Here is an 18,534-nt window from a genome sequence, read left to right on the forward strand (position 1 = left end):
TGTCCCTCCTTATTTACTCGCCAAAGCCCAAGTTGTAGGTCAATGGACCGTCAACGACAGCAACATCATGCCAGCGGCCATCGGCAGCAGAAGCAACGATGGCTTCATCTACTTCTGCTGCTGCCCAACCATCGGCTGTGGATGGACCAAGTTGTTTGTTTTCCAATACGCCAGCTAAGAATTTGTAACATTCAACGGACTTCTGATCATCGAATCCCATTGAGGTGCCCGCACCGGGTTGGAAACGCATAAAATTGGGATAATGTGGGTTGGCCATCGATCGGACATATCCATGCACTTCACCATTGTCCTGGCCAAGACACACCTCAAGGTCGTTGAGCTTCTCGAAATTCCAACGGATTGAACCATCAGTACCGTAAACTTCGATGATGTATTCAGCACGCGGACCGACCGCAACACGGCTGGATTCCAAAGTACCTACGACACCTGCATCAGTACGAATCATAGCAGCAACGTAATCTTCATTTTCGACAGGACGGGTCTCGTCGGAAACCACCCACCCGGTATGACCAACACCTTGCTTAAGCGGGATTGGGCGATTAAGTATAAAGGTGTCAGTGAGAGCCGAAACCGACTTGATTCGATCCGCCAATAGATACTGCACTAGGTCAGCTCCATGGCTCAACAAGTCGCCAACAACACCAGAACCGGCTCGCTTGCGTTCATATCGCCAAGTAAAAGCTCCTTTGGGACTAGATGCATAGTCCGCTAACAACCAGCAACGAACGTTGGTAATGCGTCCGAGTTTGCCTGCAGCGATTAGTCTACGCGCCTCTTCGATGGCGGGAACGTGGCGGTAGTTGAAGCCAACCGATGTCACAATCCCAGCCTCGGCGGCTGCTTGGGCTATCTCCCGAGACTCTACCGCTGACACACCCATCGGTTTTTCAATCCAGAATGGCTTATCGGCCTTGGCCGCAGCAATACCGATTTCGTGGTGCAAAAAGTTCGGTGAACAGATAGAGACTACGTCCACCTCAGGGTTGTTGATAACATCATGGTAGTCGGAAACCGCCTTCTCGAAACCAAGCGCTTCAGTAGCCAGCTTCTGGTTTTCCTCAACGGGGTCACACGCTACAACGAGACGAATGCTCGCGTCTAGTTCGGGGAACTTTTCCGCCATTGTTTTGTAAGCACGAGTATGTAGGCGCCCCATCCAACCTAGAGAAATTACGCCCACACCTATAGTTCTGTTTTTGCTCATGGCTACTCTCTTTCTATATCGACATCCGGCATCAACCATGAAACCGGAACTTAAACAGCGAAGCAATAACGCCAAGCCGCCCTATGTGAGCACAAATTTACCCTTACACCAGCATATTGTCAAGACAGAAAAAGTGAAAATTTGCATTTGTCTGCAATTTACTGCCCAGACGCTACTTTACACCTACTTACTGATCCTTTACAGCTGGGAAGTTACCGCACTAGCGTAACAGGATATGACGGAAATCTAGCAAGCTAAAAACCACTTATGAACAGGAAGTATGCGCTAAATCCAAGAACCACGAAGCCTACCGACGAAAATTGTAACCTCTGGTGTTGTTTTTTGACGTTTAATGTACTAACATATACTTGACATAGCAGGTTACAACAAGAGATACTTGCTGTGGTTAAGGCCAAGGACGGGCGTGCACGAAAGGGACACACCCGCACCTGGTGCAGTTTTGAGCGGCGAGGCTCATCTAACTAGTGAAAGCAGAGAAATGGTAGCTATAAAAGAGATTCCCGAAATTAGAATGTACGAACCGCAACGGATTGCGCAGGCGCTGGAGTCTCGTCAACCGGGCAAACTCAAAACCGGCGAGAGACTCATGATTATTGCCTGCGACCACCCCGCGAGAGGTGCCCTAGGCGCGGGGGGAAACAGTACCGCCATGGCCAGCCGTATTGATGTCCTGGAACGCTGCGTCGAAGCGCTGAGCCGACCTGGAGTTAACGGTTTTCTAGGCACCGCAGACATCATTGAGGATTTAACTCTTCTGGGAGCCCTGGAAGGAAAACTGGTCTACGGCTCCATGAACCGGGTGGGCTTGCAAGGAGCCAAGTTTGAAATGGATGACCAATTCAACTGTTACGACCCCGCCGGGATTGCGGCCGCGCATCTCGATGGCGGTAAAACCCTGACCCGAATCAACCTGGCAGATCCGGCTACCGCCAACACCCTCAAAGCGACTGCTGACGTGGTCAATGCCATGTCCCAGCAACACCTGGTTACAATGATTGAGCCGTTTATGTCCAACTGGGTTAACGGCTCAATTGTCAATGACCTAACCCCCGAGGCGGTGATTAAATCCATGGCTATCGCCTCTGGGCTGGGACGCAGTTCCGCGTACACTTGGCTAAAGCTGCCCTGTGTGGATGACATGGAACGGGTCATGGAGGCATCGACCCTGCCATCACTCATCCTAGGTGGCGAGGTATCAAAAGATGCCGACGCGGCTTTAGAAAAGTGGCGAATCGCCTTGCAACAACCGAATGTTTTCGGCCTGGTAATTGGTCGTTCCCTCCTGTTCCCAGCCGACAACGACGTGGCAAAAGCCGTCGATAACACTGTGGGGTTACTATGAGTGACAATGAAAAATATGTGGTCAAGGCCGGAAGCACCGCCACTGGTAAATTTCAAACCTCGATTTCTGCCCAACGAGCCGGATGGACATGGTGCTCACTGCGCGTACTAGCTTTACAAAAAGATGAAAACCAACACATCGACACCGGCGAGGAAGAAATGCTGGTGCTTCCTTTTGAGGGCGCAGCAAAAATCCAGATTGCTGGCGAAAGTTTTGAACTAAGAGGACGGGAATCTGTCTGGACAGGTGTCACTGATTACCTCTATGTTCCACGTCACACTGAATTCACGCTCACTGCCACTCATGAAGGCCGTTTTGCCCTCCCGGCGACCAAGGCGACCAAAGATTTTCCCCTGCGCTACTGTCCTGCGGCGGAAGTAAACTGCGGGATTCGCGGTTCCGGTAACTGGACCCGGCAAGTCAACAACTACGCCCTTGGTAACACCTTAGAGACCTCGCACCTGCTAGTCACCGAAGTACTCACCCCTGGGGGGAACTGGTCGAGCTATCCCCCACACAAACACGATGAACACACCGACACCGAGCGGGTTTTGGAGGAGATCTATTATTACGAAATCCGCGAAGGTGGCCTGGCTGACAGTGCCCAGAAAACCGCTGGTTTCGGTTTACAGCGGATTTACGATTCCCCCAGTCACCCCATTGATGTGTGTACCGAAGTTCGTTCGGGGGACACAGTGCTGGTGCCACATGGCTATCACGGTCCTTCTGCGGCCGCACCCGGCTATGACATGTATTACCTGAATGTCATGGGTGGCCCCGCCGAGGATTCGGTGTGGTTGATGAGCGATGATCCGATTCATACCTGGATGCGTCAGGCGTGGGAAGGCCTTGAGATTGACACCCGGGTTCCTTTCTTTCCAATCAACAAATCAGAGGTGAAATAATGACCAACGTAGAAACAGTACGTTTGACAGTAGGCCAGGCCATCGTTCGTTTCCTGGTGAACCAATATATTGAACATGACGGGCAAGAGCACCGCTTCGTCTCCGGGGCTTTCGGTATCTTCGGACACGGCAATGTGTGCGGTATCGGTCAGGCAATACTTCAAAACGAAATCGACCCGGAACCAGACGGCGGTTCCTTACCCTATATCATGCCCCGTAACGAGCAGGGTATGGTCAACGCAGCTGCCGCTTATGCCAAGGCCACTAACCGGCAGCGCATTTATATGTGTACTTCTTCGATTGGCCCGGGTGCGCTCAACATGGTGACAGGTGCAGCTTTGGCCACAACAAACCGTTTGCCGGTACTGTTGTTCCCCGGTGATATTTTCGCCACCCGCACTCCCGATCCGGTATTGCAGCAGGTAGAAAACGCTCAGACCCTTGACATCTCGGTAAACGATGCGTTCCGCCCGGTCAGCGTGTTCTTTGACCGCATTAACCGTCCCGAACAGCTGATTCCATCCCTGATGCAGGCTTTCCGCGCTTTGACCGACCCGGCGGATACCGGGGCAGTCACCTTGGCGCTGCCCCAAGATGTCCAGGCCGAAGCCTTCGATTTCCCGGTCAAGGCGTTCATGAGGCGCGTGTGGCATATTCGCCGTTCCCCCCTGGATCGGGCTTCCCTGAATCGGGCAGTTGCGGCCATTAAAGCCGCGAAGCAACCCCTGATTGTGGCCGGCGGGGGCGTGAAATACTCCGAGGCCTCCCAGGCGCTACGCGATTTCGCCGCTGCCACCGGAATACCAGTTTCTGACACCCAAGCAGGTAAAGGCGCTATCAACTTCGACCACCCTCAGGCCGTGGGAGGGGTGGGTTCCACCGGATGCGACAGCGCTAATCACCTGGCTGACGAGGCGGATTTGATTATTGGGGTGGGCACGCGCTATTCGGACTTCACCACGGCATCACGCACTGCGTTCAAGAACCCGGACGTTTCCTTTGTCAATATCAATGTCAAAGCATTTGATGCCATTAAAAATGCCGGAGAAATGCTGGTCGCTGATGCCCGTGAAGCCCTGACCGACTTGACGAAAGCCTTGGAGGGCTGGCACGTCTGCGACGAATACACCCAGAAAATCACCCAGGAAAAGGCTGCCTGGGAGAAAGTTACCCGCGAGCTCTATCATCTAGACCACAAGCCCTTGCCTTCCCAGCTCGAAGTCTTTGGTGCCTTGAATGAAATGATGGATGACGACGATATTGTCATCAACGCCGCCGGCTCCATGCCGGGTGACCTGCAGGCATTGTGGCAAGCCAAGAATCCCAAGCAGTACCACGTGGAATACGCTTTCTCCACTATGGGATACGAGATTCCCGCCGGAATGGGGGTGAAACTGGCGTACCCCGAATCGGAAGTGGTTTCAATTGTGGGTGATGGTACCTATCAGATGCTGCCGATGGAACTGGCCACTGTGGTACAGGAACGTCTGAAAGTAATCTATGTACTGTTGCAAAACCACGGTTTCGCTTCCATCGGAGCTTTGTCTGAATCCCATGGTTCCCAACGTTTCGGTACCCGCTACACCATGGGTGGTGGAGCGGCGCACAATGAACCGGGTGAATATATTCCGGTAGATATCGCCAAGAACGCGCAGTCTTGGGGGCTAGACGTGCTGTGCGTATCCACTATGGATGAATTCCGGGAAGCCTTCCGTAAGGCTAAGGCTTCCGACCGAGCCACCATGATTCACATTGAAACGGATTTGTATGGCCCGAATCCACCCAGCTCCAGCTGGTGGGATGTGGCAGTAGCCGAGGTTTCTCGTCTTGATTCCACCCAGCAAGCTCGGAAAGAATATGAGAAGAAAAAGGCTATCCAACGCTTGTATCTGTAGGGTAAGGCTCTAGCAGGATGAACATCTGTGGTGGGAATGTAGTACGTTCCCACCACAGATTGTGTTAACCGAATGAAGAATAGCTATATCCTCGCGTCTTTGAAGGCTAGGCGCTTTCGGCCTGGCGTGCCGCGAGTTTCGCGGCAGCGGCATCGAGAATTTTTTGGCAGTGCCCCGCCAAGGCCTCGCCCCGATCCCACAGTTGCATCGTGTCCTCCAGGGGCGCCTCGGGGTTTTCCAGGCCTTGTACCACCCCAATCAGCTCCGTGCGAGCCTGTTCGTAAGACATGCCCGCGATATCCGCGAAATCCGGCGCGTCTGCGGCTGTGTCCGGGTTTTTGGCTGCGTCCTTGTCGGTTTGTTTTGCTGCCATGTTATTCCTCCTTTATCAGTTATTTTCGTAAAAAAACTACTGTGCCGTCCCCGCACCCGGGTTCGCACCCACCACCGAAGCCACCAGCGAACCCCGAGCCAAGACAGCCTCCAACAAATCACCTTTCTTTACGGTGGTCGCATCGGTAATCAAGGCCCGTCCGGGAGTGCGCAACACCGCATAGCCGCGCTCCAAAGTGGCACGCGGCGAAATCGCGGTTAAAGTCGCCCGGTCGGCGGCCAAATCCTGTCGGAAAACCGCCAAAATCTCGGCGATTCGCGCGCGCATGATTTCCACGCCGTGGGCAATATCACCGCGACGCTGTTCCAGCGCCGCCCCGGGATTTTGCATCACGGGACGGCTGCGCATAGCCTGCAGCCACTCCAGGCCGGCCGAAACCCGCGTCCCCACCGCCTGGCGCATTTTTTGCCGCCCCCGTTCCATCAATTCCGATTCCGCGACACAGTCCGGCACGATACGTTTAGCGGCATCCGTGGGGGTAGATGCTCGGAAATCCGCCACAAAATCCAGCAAAGGCGTGTCTTCTTCGTGTCCCACCGCCGAGACAATCGGGGTTTGAGCGGCGAAAGCCGCGCGAACCACGCCTTCATCAGAAAACCCCAGCAAATCCTCGAAAGCCCCCCCGCCGCGAGTCACCACAATCACGTCGATATCCGCCACCGTGTCCAGTTCAGCTATGGCTGCCGCAACCTCGCGAGGACAATTCTCGCCCTGTACCGCAACCTCGCGCACTTCGAACTCCATCAAAGGCCACCTTCGCCACACGTTTTCCTTAACATCAGCCTGAGCACGAGCCTTGTGTCCACAAATCAACCCCACCCGGCGCGGTAAAAACGGCAGTTCTTTCTTGTGTTCCCGGGAAAACAAACCCTCCGCTGCGAGGCGCTGTTTCAGTCGTTCCAGCTCCTCTAGCATCCCCCCCATCCCGGCGGGATGAATCTCGGCAGCCATCAGCGACAAATCCCCGGTTTTAGTATAGAAATCCGGTTTGACCTGCATCACTACCCGCGCCCCCGCTTGCATCGCCGGTCCGGCCGCCGCAATCACATTGCCAAAGGCCTTGACCTGCATGGACATGTCAGCCTCCAGGTCTTTGGCGCGAAAGAACGACATCCGGTTGCCCGGACGCTGGTTGTACTCGATGACCTGGGCTTCCACCCAGGTGGGTGCCATCCGGTCAATGTAGTCATCCATTTTCTCGAGCAAAAGCGCCAAAGGCCAGGGGTTATCCCGGGTAGTTTGCAAGGCCCGTGGCGCGAGGAGGCGTTCATTTCTATCTTCCATGTCCTCTACTTTACACACCCGCCACGCCCCAAAAATTCGCTTCGTCGCCAGCCCAATTACTGGGGATATAAGACCAGGTCACATCGTATTTAAGGCGCTTTTTCGGATGGCACCTCGTGCAACGGTAAAAACCTCTGCCACCCCCACCTGCCGCCCCCCGCACTGTACCCACCCGAAAGCTCGGCTAAGATAACACGTGATGGGCAAGGTTTTATTGGCATCCCCGCGCGGGTACTGCGCCGGGGTCGACCGCGCGGTTACCGTGGTGCAACGCGCCTTGGAGCGTTTTGGCGCCCCCGTTTACGTCCGCAAGGAAATCGTGCACAACAAGTTCGTGGTGCGCACGTTAGCGGCGGCCGGAGCGGTTTTCGTTTCCGAACTTCACGAGGTGCCATCCGGATCACGAGTGATTTTCTCGGCTCACGGCGTAGCCCCGGCGGTGTATGCCGAAGCCGAAGCGCGCGGCCTCGAGGTTATTGACGCGACTTGTCCCCTGGTCACCAAGGTACACCGCGAGGCCAAACGCTTCGCCGACCAGGGATACGACATTATCCTGATTGGCCACCAAGGCCACGAGGAAGTCGAGGGCACCCAAGGGGTCGCCCCCGACCGGATTCGGGTGATTGACACGAACCAGGATGTCAGCATTTTGACCGGGAATCAGCCCGAAACCCCGGGGGAAAACCCGGCGCCAAGCCCGAAGGAGCGCCAAGATTTTGGGCTGGCTCCTGGCGAATCTAGCCCAAATCCGGCAAGAAATGTGGTGCCGGGCTCGCAACCCGAACTGGCACCTCATGAATCCGTCAACCACGTCAACCACGAAACTGATGCAACGGGCGAAAAAAACGACGGAACCAGCGGCAAACGCAAAATGGTGTGGCTGTCGCAAACCACCCTGTCAGTAGACCAGACCAATGAAACGGTAGCGCGACTGAAACTACACTTCCCCGGACTGGAAAGCCCCCCTTCGGGCGATATTTGTTTCGCCACGCAAAACCGCCAGGGTGCGGTCAAAGCCATGAGCCCGAAGTGCGACGTAGTGATAGTGGTTGGCTCGGCGAACTCCTCGAATTCGGTGCGCCTGATGGAAGTCGCGCGCGAGGCCGGAGCGGGGGCATCCTACCGGGTCGACGGGGCGGGGGAACTGTGCGCAGACTGGTTCGAGGGCGCCAAAACCGTGGGGTTGACCTCCGGGGCGTCGGTGCCGGAAGTATTGGTAGACGAGGTTTTGCAGTGGCTCGCGGCGCACGGCTTCGACGACGTGGAACCGGTGGAAACCCTTGAGGAAACCACCCGTTTTGCCCTGCCGCGCGACCTGCGCTAACCTCGCGGGGCGCGGCCTGGCGGGGTTCCAACCTGCGCTAACCGTTTGCCACAGGCGCGCCAGGCGGTTTCGTTGCGGATTCATGAGGTGCCAGCCCGTGAACCGGGCACTACTGCGGGCACCACCCAGTTCGAATGATAAATGTCCCCAAGCCACCCGCCAGCCGCTAAGCTGGAGGCATGGCTTTAACAATCGGTATTGCGGGGCTGCCCAATGTCGGCAAGTCCACGATTTTCAACGCGCTAACCCGCGCGAACGTGCTGGCGGCGAACTATCCCTTTGCCACTATTGAACCGAATGTGGGCGTGGTGCCCCTGCCGGACAAGCGCCTGGGCGTGTTGGCGAAAATGTTCAACTCCCAGAAAATCGTGCCCGCCACCGTGTCTTTCGTGGATATCGCTGGGATAGTAAAAGGCGCCTCGAAGGGCGAGGGCCTGGGCAACCAGTTCCTGGCCAATATCCGTGAAGCCGACGCTATCTGCCAGGTGACCAGGGCTTTTACCGACCCCGATGTGGTTCACGTCGAAGGCAAAATCGACCCGGCTAGTGATATCGAAACGATTTCCACCGAGCTGATTTTGGCCGACCTGCAGACCTTGGAAAAAACGATTCCCCGCCTGCGCAAAGAGGTTTCCGGCAAGAAAACCCCCAAAGAAGTGCTGGCCGCCGCCGAACAGTGCGAGAAAATCCTGAATTCCGGGCGCACGCTTTCCTCCGCCATTACCGCCGGGGAACTGGATGGGGAGCTGGTTCGCGAATTCCAGTTGATGACCTCCAAGCCTTTTATTTACGTGTTCAACATGGACGCTAAAGGGCTCGCTGACCAGGCTAAACGCGAGGAACTGGCCGCCTTGGTTGCCCCGGCGGAAGCCGTGTTTTTGGACGGCGCTTTCGAAGCCGAGCTGGTGGAGTTGGACGAGGCCGACGCCCGCGAGATGCTAGCGGATGCGGGACTGCAAGAATCCGGTTTGGATCAGTTGGCGCGTGTAGGATTCGCCACGCTCGGTTTACAAACATTCCTGACCGCCGGGGAAAAGGAATCGCGTGCCTGGACGATTCACCGGGGCTGGACTGCCCCCCAGGCCGCCGGGGTGATTCACACCGATTTCGAACGCGGCTTTATCAAAGCCGACATCATCAGCTATGACGATTTGGTCGAAATCGGTGATTTACATAAGGCTCGGGAACTGGGCAAAATCCGCCAGGAAGGCAAAGACTACGTCATGCAAGACGGGGACGTGGTCGAATTCAAGTTTAACGTGTAGCGGCGGGGTTTCCCGGGTTGGGGCTTTGTTTTCACGCGGCGCCGTTTTTTCGGCTGATTGCTCGCGCTGGTTTTTGAAATGGGTTAAAAGTGTTCATGAGGTGCCATTCCAAATGGCACCTCATGAACCCAACACCCCCTAGTCAACCAGGTAAACCCCGTCAACCAGGTCAACCACCGGGAAACCCCGGCGGTTGCAAACCGAGGCTAGTTCTCGATAATCTTGTCGGCGTTGTCGCCCACACTGACAGAAATCTTGCGCGGCTTGTTTTCTTCGGCAATCGGGATGGTTACGGTCAGCACCCCACCGTTGTAATCGGCCGCAATCGCATCCAGGCTCAGGCCATACCCCAGGGTCAACTGGCGCGCGAAGGTGCCTGAGGGGCGTTCGCGGGTCAGCCACTGGCGGTCGTCTTTGTCGTCCGCCTCGCGCTTAGCGCTGATGGTCAAGGTGCGGTCTTCCACGTCGATATCAATAGACGCGGGATTCACGCCAGGCAAATCCACCTTCGCTACGAATTTGTCTCCATCGCGGTACAGGTCAAGCGGCATTGCGGGTGCCGCCGGGCCATGCGAAGTGTTGAACAGCCGATCTAGTTCTTGGAACGGGTCACGTAAAGTTGTCATTTTTATCATCCTCTCAATTTTGACGGGGCGATTCCCGGGCGGTGTTTCCGCCCGTGATTCCCGGCGTTGCCGCCGGGATTGACCCCGAGCCGGCTTTTCGGATGGCACCTCGTGAACCCAACCAAGTCCGCGTGGCCAACCCGACCAACCGGCGTCTTATCTGACAACATCAATATTAGCACTCTTGACCCAAGAGTGCTAGCTAAACTTGATATGAAGTGGCTCAAGTTTTACGGACGTTATGTTAGGCTCCTGGTCACAACTCTGATCGGCTAGCCGATTTACGAAAATATCTAAAAAACAAACCCCGCGAACATTTATAGAGCTACAATAGGAGCGCATTCAAGTCATGCACATTAAAGTTCTGTGGCTCTTTTGCGTATTCAAAAACAACAAGTGCCCAGAACTCAACATAATTCCACGCAAGGGATACTAAACATGAATAAGATTCGTAAAATTTTTACGCTTTTATGCACCGCGTCACTATGTCTCTCCCTGACCGCCTGCGCCGGGAAAGCAAACCACGCCGTAGACTCATTCGACACGTCCACCATCCCCGAAGACAAAGAAATTTCATCCCTAGTCCCTGCCAAAAACAAAGAACTCCTGAAAGTCGCCATCGACTCCCCCTACATTCCGGCCGGATTCTTTGACGATAAAAACCAAGCAACCGGTTACGAAGTGGATGTAGTAAGAGCCCTAGCCCGAGTTTTGGGTATCAAGAACGTCCAATTCAGCGACGTCGACTTCGACTCGATCCTCTCCCAAGTAGACAACGGAACCTATGACATGGCCGCCGCCGCCATGACCGTGAAAAAATCCCGCATGCGAGACTTGAACATGGTAGCATATATTCAGTCTGGGTTCATCTACGGAACTCAAAAAAACAACCCCAAAAATTTTGACTACGGCGACCCCTGCGGATTCACCATCGCCGCCAAATCAAACACCTCCCAAGAAGAACAACTGCACGATTTAAGCGAAACCTGTAAAGAAACCGGGAAAAACGCCATAAAAATCGTCGCCGACAAAGACCAAGACAAACTCATCAACGAAGTAGCAAACGGCAGCATAGACGCCATTATCGGAGAAAGCGCAATCATCAAGTACGCCGAAACCAGAAACAAAAACTTCGCCTCCGTCGGCGAATCCTTCCAAATGGCTCCGCAAGGCCTCGCCACCGCTAAAAACAATGAACCTCTAGCGAAAGCCACCCAAGCCGGACTGCAAAAACTCATGGATCAAGGAATCCTCAAACAAGTCATGGCACCCTGGGGCGTGGAATCATTCGCTTTGAACTACGCCACCCTAAACCCGCCAATTGCCTAACAAGGAGTGAAAAAATGCGATTCTCTTTCATGGTAAAAATGACCATAACCTCTGTCATAGTCCTGGCGCTGGTGGGTCTCGGAGTTCAAATCAGCTCCATTTTCGCCTCCAAAACCGTAAACGCGGCACAACACCAATCCGCCGAACGCGAAATCGGCATCGCCACCCTCAAATCAGCCTCAGTGGAACTAACCGACACCTCCCGTGTCTACGTAGTCTCCGGTCTGTCGGAAGCACTTTCGACCTATTTCAACCAAAAATACGTCTTGAAAGACCGCGAATACGGCGAAAAACTCATCAAAGAGAATGGCGGCTCCCCCCAACTCCTCGACTTGATTAACAAATCAAAAGAAGCCACCAAGCAAACCGACCAAGACGAACTGCACGCCATGGCGCTAGCTGCCCTCTCTCGCGGCGAAGATTTTTCCACCCTCCCTCCGGATATGGAAAACTACAACTTCACCCCCGAAGAAAAAAATCTAGACGCCGCAAAACAACAAAAACTCGCCTCCGACCTAGTGTTCGGCCAATCCTATGCGAACGCCAAACGCGCCGTGGACTCACCCCTAAACAATCTCAACACCATAGAATCCGGGATGGGCTCCCAAGGCCAGAATCAAATCACGCAAGCCACCTTTTTTCAAAACCTGACCATTTACGCCCTGATTGCTGTGTTCACCCTCCTAGCGTTGGGAATGCTCGTATTCCTCTTTACGGTACTTCGTCGGGTAAACCGCCCGCTTTCGGGGCACACCTCGGCGCTGCGTAACCACGATCCCTATGATTTGAACTTCCAACTCAACGATAAACGTGGCGTGCCGGAAATGCGGGAACTCGCCCAAGCCTTTAATGGTCAAAACCAACAGGTTAACTCGCTAATCGACTCGGTGGGTGAAACCGCCGCCTTCCTGAACGAACACGCCGGGGGCTTGAGCGAAACCGCCGCCGAACTGGATAAAACCGCCGCGCTAACCCAGGAGCAAGCCGAGCAAACCAATGCGCAAGCCCAGCAGCTCGCCAGCAATATGGGCACCCTAAACGTGGCGATGGAGGAAATGCAGCAAGCGATTCGCCAAATCTCCGAGTCCGCGAATTCGGCTTCCATGGTTGCCGCCGAGGCTGTCACTACGGTGGGTCAAGCCAGCGAGGTCATCACTACTCTCGAGGCTTCCTCCCAAGGAATTGGCGAGATTACCCAGTCGATTACTTCGATTGCGGAACAAACGAACCTGTTGGCGCTAAACGCCACCATCGAGGCGGCGCGTGCCGGGGATGCCGGCAAAGGCTTCGCGGTGGTCGCCGGGGAAGTCAAAGACCTGGCCGCGCAAACCGCCAATGCAACTGCCGATATCACCCAGCGGGTAGCCTCTATCCAGGAAGACTCCGCTAAAGCCACCGAGGCCATCGCCCAAATCTCGGAGATTATCGAGCGCATCAACGATTCGCAAACCACCATCGCCTCGGCCGTAGAACAGCAAACCGCCACCACCAACGAAATGTCGGCGGTGGTACAAGGCGCTGCGGGCACCACCCAACAAATCGTTGGTGCCATCGGCAGCGTCTCGGAGAGTGCTCAACAAAGCGCGGCGGGGGCTCGCTCCACCCTCGAGGCCGGCCAGGCGGTCGCGCAGTCCTCGCAAGGACTCACCGACTTGGTTTCGCCCTACCACCGATAGGGTGGTGCGGATTCATGAGGTGCTTGTCGCTCGACGCTCTGGGGTGGCACGAGCGCCTCGCTAGATATCCAGGAACTGCTGTAGCCAGGCGTGCTGCTTGTAGCGGTGTGTCAAACCCACCCCCTGGTGTTTGGCGAATTCATAGACCTCTACCGATTTATCGCCCGCCCACTGATTGATAATCGAGTACGTGCAAGACGGCGGCACGTATTCGTCTTGCAGCGACACCGAAAAGTAGCACGGTGTGGCGGCCAGGCGCGCGAAATTCACTGCGTCGAAATACGCCAGAGTCTCGCGTACCGCCTCTATCCGCTGTGGTTTCACCCGCAGATACCGAGCCAATTCGTAGTACGGCACTGTGTCAGTGAGCATCGCCCCACGTAACAGATTCCCCAGGAAGGCCACATCCGCCAGTCCCGCGCGCACCTGCGGATGCCACGCACTAGTGATAGCTGCAAGCCCCCCACCTTGAGAGGCACCCGCACAAAACACGCGCTTAGAATCAACAAAAGGCAAGGTCAACACCCCGTCCACCGCCCGGATTGCGTCTGTTATCAGGCGGCGGTAATAATACGTCTCGCGCGACTCAATGCCGTTAGTGAAGAACCCCAAAGCATGCGGGCTCACCGGATACGGGTCGGGGGTGTCCCCGCCGCTGCCCCAATCCCCGCCTTGGCCGCGGGTATCCATCAAAAAATGCACAAAGCCGCTCGAGGGCCAGAAAGGTTCCTCGCCAGGCAGGCCACGACCCCCACCATAGCCGCGATACTCGACAATTACGGGTTGCGGGTCGGCCTGGGTGAACCCGGGCTTCCCCGCCAGCCAGCCTTTGATGGAATCGCCGTTAAATCCCGGGAAAGTCACATCATAGTATTCCAGGGTCTCCAGTGGGGTCGGGGTTGGTTCCAGGCTCATCCCAGCGGGGGTCTCGCGCGCTTGCGCCAAGGTTTTATCCCAAAAATCCTTGAAATCCTGGGGTTGTTTCACATCGGGTTCAAAAACCTGCAATTCTTCGAGCGGCAAATCGGTCAGCATCAAAATCCTTTCCACGCAGCGGCTAGGGGAATTCTAGCAGCGTTACTGCGGGTCGAGACCACGAACACATAAGCAAATTCTCACCGATTCTCAATAACAAAACTCAAGGTCACAGGGTTATCTCGAGGTCGAGATAACCGGATTTCGGGCTATATGTAAGCTTGTCAAGTTTTTTAAGTGGGGTTTGGTTTGTTAGTTTGTTTTGAACCTTTCGGGGTAGTTTAGGGCTAGTTCTTGTAGTACTTTCGGCCAGTTACTTACTGTTCGACCTTCGAGACGGGATAAACCGCTCCCAAGCAATTTCCCACCCCCTCACCGACGCGGGATACTTCCTTCCCAACTCCAAATCTGTGAAGCCCTGCTGGCCACCGGAGGGCTTGCTGGCTAAATTTCCACGGAATATGAGAAAGCTCGCATCTAGTGACAGTGCTGGTGGTATCGAATAGCACCTCATGAAACCGGTAAAGCGACCAGCGCTATCTCGGCAAAGTACTTGGTGACAGCTCGGCAAACCAACCGATAAGTTCCCGGCAAAACGACCGATAAGTTTCCGGCAAATCGACCGATAGACTGATAAAATGCCGGTATGCTCACGAAAATTCCTGGCGCTCCCGAGGACTATCTACCCCGGTATTTAGACGAAGAACTACGGGAATTGTTCCCGCAGCTGCCCGCGATTGCGATTGACGGCGCCAAGGGCGTAGGGAAAACCGAAACCGCACAGCGGTGGGTAGAGCATGTACTGGCTTTGGATAATCCCGAGGTGGGACAACTCATCGCCGCCGATACCGTAAACCAGCTGACTAAATACGCAACAACCTGCATAGATGAATGGCAGAAATACCCACCCGTGTGGGACGCGGTACGCCGCCTCGTGGATCAACAAACACTCAACAGGTTCCTGCTAACCGGCAGCGCCACGCCCGTTTCCGGGGTGGACACACACAGCGGAGCGGGACGTATCGCTTCGCTGCGACTGCGCCCCTTGAGCCTGGCCGAGCGTCCCAGCACCAGCCCCAGCGTGTTCATTAGCCGCTTGTTCTTAGGCGACGCGGAAATATCCGGGGAAACCAATTTTGGACTCCTGGCTTATGCCCAGGCTATCTGTGAGACCGGGATGCCCCAGATTTTCCGCGCCTCCCCGCGCGCCCGACGGATTTTGATAGATGGCTATATTCAGCGCATTATCGACCATGACATCCCCGAACAAGGCGTGTTGATGCGTAAACCCCAAAATCTTAGAGCCTGGATGAGTGCCTACGCCGCCGCATCCTCAACCACCGCCAGCTACTCTGCCATTTTGGGTGCCGCTAGTCCCGGAGAGCCCGATAAACCTGCGAAAAGCACCACCCAGAATATTCGCGAGTTGTTGACCCAACTGTGGATTCTCGATCCGGTACCCGGTTGGGCACCGACTGGAACGTCCCTGAAACGACTCACTTTCGGACCCAAGCATCAACTATTTGACCCCGGTATCGCCGCTGCTCTGACGGGAGCCACCCCCGAAACACTGCTCAGTGGCAACCCCGGCAGTATGGAAACCTTCGGGCAGCTCTTTGAGGCACTGGCTACTTTAACTGTGCGTGCGGCCGGACAAGCCGCTGAAGCCAAATGCTACCACCTGCGCACCCGCGCCGGGGAACACGAAATCGACCTGATTTTGGAGCGCTACGATGGGAAAGTCATTGCCTTCGAGGTCAAATTAGCCACCACCGTGAGTGAAAACGACCTGAAGCACCTGCACTGGCTGGGCGAACAAATCGGAAAACGGCTGGTCGAACGCATCGTAATCACCACCGGACAGTTCGCATTCCGCCGCCCCGACGGCATCGCCATCGTCCCACTCGCTCTGCTGGGGTAACGCTAAGATACCTTTGTACGAAAGTTAACCGCCAAGGGTCGCTCTGCCTGTCGGAGTATTCGCAATCGCTGCGCGATTGCGTACCCCTTAGCCGAAGCGGCAAATACCAGCACGCTTCAGGCTCTGACCGAGGTGTGAGTGTTGGATTTTATAGGTGCCATCCGGGGGCTGCGGGCGAAGCTTTTAATTGTAAGCAAGTCCACATTACAAATTTGTGCCCAAACCTGCGCAAGCACCTCATGAACCCCAAAGTGCCGCGCACCCGCTAAACGCAAAATTTGCGGATAATTTGCAAAAAATGCAAATAAGTATTGTAGACTTTGAGTTGTGCTGCTATCTTTCACCGTTGAAAACTACAAGGGGTTCGCAACCCGCTCCACTTTAAGCATGTCGGATGCTGTTTTGGAACGGCGAAGAACTCCTCCCAAGGGCGATTCATGGGCGGAACACACGCAGCGTGTCGCGGGAATCTTCGGAAGTAACGCTTCGGGGAAAACTACTTTCTTAGAGGCATTAGCTCTGTTAATCAGGTCAATCCGAGACGCACACCGGTCTCCATCTGAACTTCACCAACCGAATAGACTGTTTCCCGAGTTGAATCCCCAGCCTACATGCTACGAACTAGAGGTGGTTCTCGATGACGTGAGGTGGAGATACCAGGTAGCAGTTGATAGCTCCGGCGTCCAGGAAGAAACCCTTACCAGGTGGCGAAAGTCGCGACCAGTGAAACTGATTGAGAGATTCGGTTCCAAGGGTATTGTTGCGGGTGTCCCCGACCTTTTACTGGAAAAAATTGGCGTCAATCCGGATGTACTTTTCATTAATCTGGCTCGGATGTTCAAATCTGAGGCGGTCATGGAGTTCGTAAATGGTTTAGCTAGATTCCTGTTTATCTGGCCCGATGAGGTGGACAAAATGGTTCGGCATAACTGGTTGACCAATGTGCTACTCGGCGACAGAAGCTGGGTCAAGCTGGCGGTAGAGACTTTGAAGCTAGCCGACCTGGGGATAAGCGGAATCTCAGTTGATGAGCATCAGGTGCCGGCTAAATACATAGAAATCGCTAACGCGGTTAGCAAGATTTTAAGGGGAGGTGCCGAACTCGGAGAGACCGGAGAAATCGGTGAACTTCCCGAAGAGGAACTGGAACAGATTGCGAAAAGTATCGTGTTGCAGCATGTTGCCCCAGCTGATGGCGAGACGGTTAGTTTCAACCTGGTCGACGAATCCAGAGGCACTATTTCCTGGCTGAACACCGCGATTCCAGCTATATATGGTTTGAAAAAGGGAGCTGTCGTGGTCTGCGATGAACTCGATGAATCGCTGCATCCTGTTTTGGTGCGGGAATTGGTGGAACTATTTAAGAATGAAGCGATTAATGCTAAAGGTGCCCAGCTTATTTTCAACACCCATGATGTGACGTTGTTGGATAGGTATCCCGATTCTGCCTTGGCGCCTCATGAAACGTGGTTTACCGAGAAAAGCGCAGGTGAGGGCTGTGTACTGTACCAAATCGATAAAGGAATTCGAAAAGAATCAAATCTGGCCAAGCAATACTTCCAAGGCGCATTCGGGAGCGTTCCCAACATCAACACTGCCGATTTGTACGAGGTCTTGACAGATGGCTAGGAGACATTCACGTAGTGCCAGACCTACGTTCCTGATTGTCACCAATGGAGAGGTTACCGAGAGGCAGTACTTTGAGCACTTTAGAAGATCTGTTCCCAGCCTGCGGATTAAGACGATTAAAGGAGCCTCGCCTAAACAAGTAGTAGAAGCCGCCAACAAGTTTTCCCGCGAGGCCAAAAGAGAAGGTGCCCAGTACACCAAAGTTTGGGCCGTTTTCGACCAAGACAATTTCGGAAAAGAAATCAAAGACTTGAGGCAATCGCGACAGTCGTGCGTGCTGATTACTTCGATTCCATGCTTTGAGGTTTGGCTGATTTGGCACTTTGAGGATATGGGTGGTGCACCAGAGACAAAGCAAGTCCAAGACAGGTGGGAAAAGGTTATAGGAAAGTATCTGGCTGTGAATAGTAAACGGGCGCAAACTGCGAAAGCTCGCAAGCAGATTCCGGGTGACTTTCCCTACGATAAATGGTCAGAAGCTCACCAACGTTACCAAAGACTGAACGGAGAAGAAATTTCTGCCCCAATCGGTGACATTCTCATGGAATTACGCAATGTATAACAGACACTGGCGATTTTGGATAGCCATGCACTCGCCGCACCCTCTACAATTTTGAGCCAGCGCCTCATGGATGCGGGGGTGATAGCGGAAAGCGATTATGGCAACGTGGACTTCATGACCTGAGTTGCACATATTTGTAGCATATGGTGGGTTTTCTGGCT

General features: G+C 54.6%; 16 protein-coding genes. 11 read left to right on the plus strand and 5 right to left on the minus strand.

The genetic code is table 11. The annotated features are described in order from the left end of the window. Nucleotides 1–13 precede the first annotated feature (13 nt). Nucleotides 14–1,225 carry a Gfo/Idh/MocA family protein gene (locus F4555_RS09545; protein ID WP_004014050.1) on the minus strand — a complete coding sequence of 404 codons (1,212 nt, stop codon included), beginning with the start codon at nucleotides 1,223–1,225 and terminating at the stop codon, nucleotides 14–16. Between the two features lie 499 nt (nucleotides 1,226–1,724). On the opposite strand from F4555_RS09545, the gene F4555_RS09550 reads away from it, so the two are divergent. From F4555_RS09550 to iolD, 3 genes are read left to right on the plus strand one after another with little or no spacing between them, the layout of a single operon-like run. After that, nucleotides 1,725–2,588, plus strand: a complete 864-nt coding sequence (locus tag F4555_RS09550; protein WP_004013613.1) for a Cgl0159 family (beta/alpha)8-fold protein — start codon at nucleotides 1,725–1,727, stop codon at nucleotides 2,586–2,588. Next, nucleotides 2,585–3,493: a 5-deoxy-glucuronate isomerase gene (gene iolB / locus F4555_RS09555; protein ID WP_004016008.1), complete on the plus strand. Its 909-nt coding sequence runs from the start codon at nucleotides 2,585–2,587 to the stop codon at nucleotides 3,491–3,493. The genes F4555_RS09550 and iolB overlap by 4 nt, the downstream gene beginning before the upstream one ends. Next, nucleotides 3,493–5,388, plus strand: coding sequence for a 3D-(3,5/4)-trihydroxycyclohexane-1,2-dione acylhydrolase (decyclizing) (gene iolD / locus F4555_RS09560; RefSeq protein ID WP_004013611.1), 1,896 nt, complete (start codon nucleotides 3,493–3,495; stop codon nucleotides 5,386–5,388). Before iolB ends, iolD begins: the two co-directional genes overlap by 1 nt. 106 nt (nucleotides 5,389–5,494) lie before the next feature. Here iolD and F4555_RS09565 read toward each other — a convergent pair whose 3' ends face one another. Further along, a complete protein-coding gene (locus F4555_RS09565) occupies nucleotides 5,495–5,761 on the minus strand; it encodes an exodeoxyribonuclease VII small subunit (protein WP_004014048.1) in 267 nt (88 codons plus the stop codon). A 36-nt stretch (nucleotides 5,762–5,797) separates the two neighbouring features. After that, nucleotides 5,798–7,066 (minus strand): exodeoxyribonuclease VII large subunit, encoded by a 1,269-nt coding sequence (gene xseA / locus F4555_RS09570; protein WP_103758750.1) that lies wholly within the window; start codon nucleotides 7,064–7,066, stop codon nucleotides 5,798–5,800. A 199-nt stretch (nucleotides 7,067–7,265) separates the two neighbouring features. Here xseA and ispH point away from each other — a divergent pair, with 199 nt between their 5' ends. Continuing rightward, entirely contained in the window at nucleotides 7,266–8,390 is a 1,125-nt protein-coding gene (gene ispH, locus F4555_RS09575) for a 4-hydroxy-3-methylbut-2-enyl diphosphate reductase (protein WP_004016006.1), read from the plus strand. Nucleotides 8,391–8,569: 179 nt separating this feature from the next. Next, on the plus strand, nucleotides 8,570–9,655 hold the full coding sequence (gene ychF / locus F4555_RS09580; protein ID WP_004014041.1) for a redox-regulated ATPase YchF: 1,086 nt from the start codon (nucleotides 8,570–8,572) through the stop codon (nucleotides 9,653–9,655). A 206-nt stretch (nucleotides 9,656–9,861) separates the two neighbouring features. Here the strand turns inward: ychF and F4555_RS09585 are convergent, their stop codons facing one another. After that, nucleotides 9,862–10,281: an Hsp20/alpha crystallin family protein gene (locus F4555_RS09585; protein ID WP_004014040.1), complete on the minus strand. Its 420-nt coding sequence runs from the start codon at nucleotides 10,279–10,281 to the stop codon at nucleotides 9,862–9,864. A gap of 41 nt (nucleotides 10,282–10,322) precedes the next feature. Between F4555_RS09585 and F4555_RS11370 the strand changes: the two genes are divergently transcribed. The 3 genes from F4555_RS11370 to F4555_RS09600 all read left to right on the plus strand — a co-directional run bounded on the left by F4555_RS11370 (nucleotide 10,323) and on the right by F4555_RS09600 (nucleotide 13,286). Continuing rightward, nucleotides 10,323–10,445, plus strand: a complete 123-nt coding sequence (locus F4555_RS11370; protein ID WP_115325699.1) for a tegument protein US11 — start codon at nucleotides 10,323–10,325, stop codon at nucleotides 10,443–10,445. Nucleotides 10,446–10,719: 274 nt separating this feature from the next. Further along, the gene (locus F4555_RS09595; protein WP_115325698.1) at nucleotides 10,720–11,610 is read left to right on the plus strand and encodes a transporter substrate-binding domain-containing protein; all 891 of its coding nucleotides are present in this window, start codon (nucleotides 10,720–10,722) and stop codon (nucleotides 11,608–11,610) included. 38 nt (nucleotides 11,611–11,648) lie between these two features. Beyond that, nucleotides 11,649–13,286: a methyl-accepting chemotaxis protein gene (locus tag F4555_RS09600; RefSeq protein WP_249289990.1), complete on the plus strand. Its 1,638-nt coding sequence runs from the start codon at nucleotides 11,649–11,651 to the stop codon at nucleotides 13,284–13,286. Nucleotides 13,287–13,346: 60 nt separating this feature from the next. On the opposite strand, the gene F4555_RS09605 is transcribed toward F4555_RS09600, so the two are convergent. Continuing rightward, nucleotides 13,347–14,321, minus strand: a complete 975-nt coding sequence (locus tag F4555_RS09605) for an acetylxylan esterase (RefSeq protein WP_004013601.1) — start codon at nucleotides 14,319–14,321, stop codon at nucleotides 13,347–13,349. 586 nt (nucleotides 14,322–14,907) lie between these two features. Between F4555_RS09605 and F4555_RS09610 the strand changes: the two genes are divergently transcribed. The 3 genes from F4555_RS09610 to F4555_RS09620 all read left to right on the plus strand — a co-directional run bounded on the left by F4555_RS09610 (nucleotide 14,908) and on the right by F4555_RS09620 (nucleotide 18,373). Then, nucleotides 14,908–16,182 carry an ATP-binding protein gene (locus F4555_RS09610; protein ID WP_115325696.1) on the plus strand — a complete coding sequence of 425 codons (1,275 nt, stop codon included), beginning with the start codon at nucleotides 14,908–14,910 and terminating at the stop codon, nucleotides 16,180–16,182. Between the two features lie 387 nt (nucleotides 16,183–16,569). Beyond that, nucleotides 16,570–17,811, plus strand: coding sequence for an AAA family ATPase (locus tag F4555_RS09615; protein WP_004013598.1), 1,242 nt, complete (start codon nucleotides 16,570–16,572; stop codon nucleotides 17,809–17,811). Beyond that, a complete protein-coding gene (locus tag F4555_RS09620) occupies nucleotides 17,804–18,373 on the plus strand; it encodes an RloB family protein (RefSeq protein WP_004013597.1) in 570 nt (189 codons plus the stop codon). The genes F4555_RS09615 and F4555_RS09620 overlap by 8 nt, the downstream gene beginning before the upstream one ends. Nucleotides 18,374–18,534: the final 161 nt, after the last annotated feature.

The organism is Mobiluncus mulieris (genome assembly GCF_014204735.1).
In the GTDB taxonomy this organism is placed as follows: Bacteria; Actinomycetota; Actinomycetes; order Actinomycetales; family Actinomycetaceae; genus Mobiluncus; species Mobiluncus mulieris.